The following is a 4761-nucleotide window of genomic DNA, read 5'->3' on the forward strand; positions in this document are numbered from 1 at the left end:
GCAGTCGCTGGGCAAGACCGCTGCCGATATCAAGAAAATCACGATCCACACCCACGAGGCCTGCATCCGCATCATCGACAAGAAAGGGCCGCTGCACAACCCCGCCGACCGTGATCACTGCATCCAGTACATGGTAGCCATACCCATCCTGTTCGGCCGCCTGACGGCTGCCGACTACGAGGACGGGGTCGCCGCCGATCCCCGCATCGATGCCCTGCGCGACAAGATGGTCTGCGTCGAGGACCCCGCCTTCACGGCCGACTACCACGACCCGGACAAACGTTCCATCGCCAATGCGCTGACCGTCGAATTCACGGATGGCACCAGGCTCGACGAGGTCGTCTGCGAATACCCGATCGGCCACAAGCGTCGGCGCAAGGACGGCATCCCACGACTGGAAGCCAAGTTCCGCCGCAATCTGGCACGCCAGTTTCCGGCCCGCCAGCAGCAGCGTATCCTGGATGTCTCGCTGGACCAGGCCACGCTCGAAGCCATGCCAGTGCATGAATACGTGGATTTGTATGTCATCTGAACCCTCTGTCCCCACCCGGGCCATCCGCCACGACGAAGCCGCCCATCGCTTCGAATGGACGGAAGACGGCCATCTCTGCGTCCTGGACTACGTGCTGGACGGCACCGTTGCATCCTTCACGCACACGGGGGTGCCTGCCGCCGTGGGCGGGCGCGGCATCGCAGCCGATCTGGTGCGTTGCGGGCTGGACACAGCCCGTGCGCGCGGCTGGCGGGTCCGGCCGGTCTGTTCGTATGTCGCGGCCTATGTGCGGCGGCATCCGGCCTACCAGGACCTGATGATCTGATCGCCCGGATCGGCTCAGCACGCTGACAGGCACACCACCGCATGGCGCTCAGACGCTGCGCGGCGATATGCCTGTCAACCAGGGCCGGCCTGCAGCCAATTACCCACACATGCGCACCAACATGTGATTTCTTTGATCCGGGTTAACTTCCTGGATCCGGGTTTTCCCCAGAATAAGGTTTCCTATAACCACATCGCTTACAGGGAGAATCCTCATGGCATTCCGCCTACGCCACACTGTCCTCGCCTGCGCCCTGGCTGCCGGCACGCTGGCTGCCAGCCCCGCACTGGCCCACGAGGCAGGCGACATCCTGCTGAAAGTCGGCGTCACGCACGTCGAGCCCAAGTCCAACAACGGCACCCTGGCCAACGGCACCGTCAAGCTGGACATCGACGGCAGCACCCGCCCCAGCTTCAGCCTGACCTACATGGCCACCCGCAACATCGGCATCGAACTGCTGGGCGCCGCGCCCTTCAAGCACACGATCAATGCCGATGGCCTGGACGAAATCGGCTCGACCCAGCATCTGCCGCCGACCCTGAGCGTGCAATGGCACTTCCTGCCAGACGCCACTTTCCAGCCCTATGTCGGCGTGGGTCTGAACTACACGACGTTCTTCGACACCAAGACCCGAGGCGCCCTGCGAGGCAATGACCTCAGCCTGGACGATTCCTGGGGCGTCGCCGCCCAGGTCGGCGTGGACTACATGCTGAACGACCGCTGGTTCCTGAACGCCGATCTGCGCTACATCGACATCCGTTCCACCGTCCACCTGAATGGCGACGACATCGGCAAGGCCAAGATCAACCCCTGGGTCGCCACCATCGGAGTCGGCTACCGCTTCTGATCCCTCTGGATGCCCAGCGCCGGGCCAGGCCCGGCCCCCCAGGAGTACCCAAAGGGTATGAATCTGCCCTTTAGTCTTATGTCTTATATAAGACTATTGCCCGATGGACCGGCTTGCCGGTAAAATGGCGCTGTTCTCCAACCCTCTCTCCTGGGGCCTCACTCCATGCTGGAATCCTACCGCACCGAAGCCGCCGCCCGCGAGGCGATCGGCATCCCGCCGCTTCCCCTGACGGCCAAGCAGACGGCCGATCTGATCGAACTGCTGAAAAACCCGCCTGCCGGCGAGGCCGAGTTCCTGCTGGACCTGTTCACGCACCGCGTCCCCGCCGGGGTGGACGATGCCGCCCAGGTCAAGGCATCCTACCTGGCCGCCGTCGCCCTGGGCAAGGAATCCTGCCCCCTGATCGACGCCCGTCGTGCCACCGAACTGCTGGGCACCATGCTGGGCGGCTTCAACATCAGCGCCCTGATCGAACTGCTGGATCACGCCGAACTGGCCCCGATCGCCGCCGAAGGCCTGAAAAAGACCCTGCTGGTCTTCGATGCATTCCACGATATCGAAGAAAAGGCCAAGGCGGGCAACGCCCAGGCCCAGGCCGTGCTGCAAAGCTGGGCCGACGCCGAATGGTTCACCAGCCGTCCCGAAGTGCCGCAAAGCCTGACCCTGACCGTGTTCAAGGTCACTGGCGAAACCAACACCGACGACCTGTCGCCTGCCCCGGATGCCTGGAGCCGTCCGGACATTCCCCTGCATGCGCTGGCCATGCTCAAAAACCCGCGTGACGGCATCGTGCCCGACGCACCTGGCCAGGTCGGCCCGATCAAGCTGTTGAACGAACTCAAGGCCAAGGGCCATCTGGTCGCCTACGTCGGCGATGTGGTCGGCACGGGTTCGTCACGCAAATCGGCCACCAACTCCGTCATCTGGCACACCGGCGAAGACATCCCCTTCGTGCCCAACAAGCGCTTCGGCGGCGTCTGTCTGGGCGGCAAGATCGCCCCGATCTTCTACAACACCATGGAAGATTCCGGCGCCCTGCCGATCGAACTGGACGTGTCCGCCATGAACATGGGCGACGTCATCGAACTGCGCCCCTACGAAGGCAAGGCCCTGAAAAACGGCCAGGTCATCGCCGAATTCCAGCTGAAGTCCGATGTGCTGCTGGACGAAGTCCGCGCTGGCGGCCGTATTCCGCTGATCATCGGTCGCGGCCTGACGGCCAAGGCCCGTGCGTCCCTGGGCCTGCCGCCCACGACGCTGTTCCGCCTGCCGGAATCCCCCGCCGACAGCGGCAAGGGCTTTTCCCTGGCGCAAAAACTGGTCGGCCGCGCCTGCGGCCTGCCCGAAGGCCAGGGCGTGCGCCCCGGCACCTACTGCGAACCGCGCATGACCTCGGTCGGCAGCCAGGACACCACCGGCCCCATGACCCGCGACGAACTCAAGGACCTGGCCTGCGTGGGCTTTTCGGCTGATCTGGTGATGCAGTCCTTCTGCCATACCGCCGCCTATCCCAAACCCGTGGACGTCAAGACCCACCACGAACTGCCCGCCTTCATCAGCACGCGTGGCGGGGTGGCGCTGCGTCCGGGCGACGGCATCATCCATTCCTGGCTGAACCGCATGCTGCTGCCCGACACGGTCGGCACCGGGGGCGATTCGCACACCCGTTTCCCCATCGGCATCAGCTTTCCGGCCGGTTCCGGCCTGGTCGCCTTCGCAGCAGCCACCGGCGTCATGCCCCTGGACATGCCCGAATCCGTGCTGGTGCGCTTCAAGGGTGAAATGCAGCCCGGCGTCACGCTGCGTGATCTGGTCAACGCCATCCCGCTGTACGCGATCAAACAGGGTCTGCTGACGGTCGAAAAGAAAGGCAAGAAGAACATCTTCTCTGGCCGCATCCTCGAAATCGAGGGCCTGCCGAACCTGAAGATCGAACAGGCCTTCGAACTGTCCGATGCCTCGGCCGAACGCTCGGCCGCCGCCTGCACCGTGCGTCTGAACAAGGAACCGATCATCGAATACCTGAACAGCAACATCACGCTGCTGAAATGGATGATCGCCAATGGCTACCAAGATGCCCGCACCCTGGCACGCCGCATCAAGAACATGGAAGCCTGGCTGGCCAACCCACAATTGATCGAACCCGACGCCGACGCCGAATACGCGGCGGTGATCGAAATCGACCTGGCTGACATCAAGGAACCCATCGTCGCCTGCCCGAACGATCCGGACGACGTCAAGACGCTGTCGGACGTCGCCGGCACCGCCATCGACGAAGTCTTCATCGGCAGTTGCATGACCAACATCGGCCACTTCCGTGCTGCAGCCACGCTGCTCAAGGGCAAGCGCGACCTGCCGTCCAAGCTGTGGGTGGCGCCGCCGACCAAGATGGATGCCAGCGAACTGACCAAGGAAGGCCACTACGGCACCTTCGGCACGGCGGGCGCACGCATGGAAATGCCGGGCTGCTCGCTGTGCATGGGTAACCAGGCCCAGGTACGCGAAGGCGCCACGGTATTCTCGACCAGTACGCGCAACTTCCCCAACCGCCTGGGCAAGAACTCCAACGTGTTCCTGGGCTCGGCCGAACTGGCGGCGATCTGCTCCGGTCTGGGCCGCATTCCCACGCGCGAAGAATACCTGGAAGCCATGGGCCTGCTGTCCAAGGACAGCGAATCCATCTACCGCTACATGAATTTCGACCAGATCGAAGACTTCACGGCGGTGGCCAATACCGTGGACGCCTGATTCGCGCATTCCTGCGCCATGCCAACATGAGCCCGGGGCTTCGGCCCCGGGTTTTTCTCATTTCAGTGCAGGTACACTAGGCTCTACTCTGTTCACTGGTACACCATGCCCCCTCGTTCCCGTTCCTCTTTGTCACGCACGTCGCAAACCCTGATTTCCCTGGCCGAATCGCTGTCGCGCTCGGGCAGCCACCTGGAAGACTCCTACTGGGAAAGTCGTCTGGGCGAAGCCCTGGACAAGGCCATGGGCGCCCGCCATGGGCGTGCTGTGGAATCCGCCCTGGATGCCTTGCTGGAACAGCGGTCGGCCGCCTACGAACTTCTGGTCGAACTGGCCGAAGCTCGT

General features: G+C 63.6%; 4 protein-coding genes and 1 pseudogene. All 5 read left to right on the forward strand.

The annotated features are described in order from the left end of the window. Window positions 1-532: pseudogene (prpD, locus tag RBR29_RS10475) on the forward strand (2-methylcitrate dehydratase); the annotation flags it as partial. After that, on the forward strand, window positions 522-818 hold the full coding sequence (locus tag RBR29_RS10480) for a GNAT family N-acetyltransferase (protein WP_320349095.1): 297 nt from the start codon (window positions 522-524) through the stop codon (window positions 816-818). The pseudogene prpD and the gene RBR29_RS10480, both read left to right, overlap by 11 nt. A 214-nt stretch (window positions 819-1032) precedes the next feature. Beyond that, window positions 1033-1665, forward strand: coding sequence for an OmpW family outer membrane protein (locus RBR29_RS10485; RefSeq protein ID WP_320349097.1), 633 nt, complete (start codon window positions 1033-1035; stop codon window positions 1663-1665). Window positions 1666-1830: 165 nt separating this feature from the next. Next, a complete protein-coding gene (gene acnB / locus RBR29_RS10490) occupies window positions 1831-4416 on the forward strand; it encodes a bifunctional aconitate hydratase 2/2-methylisocitrate dehydratase (protein WP_320349098.1) in 2586 nt (861 codons plus the stop codon). 105 nt (window positions 4417-4521) lie between these two features. Then, window positions 4522-4761, forward strand: a 240-nt coding sequence (locus RBR29_RS10495; RefSeq protein WP_320349099.1) for a DUF2863 family protein, incomplete at its 3' end; no start/stop codon positions are given.

The sequence above is a fragment of the Castellaniella sp. genome, assembly GCF_034007085.1.
Lineage (GTDB): Bacteria > Pseudomonadota > Gammaproteobacteria > Burkholderiales > Burkholderiaceae_B > Castellaniella.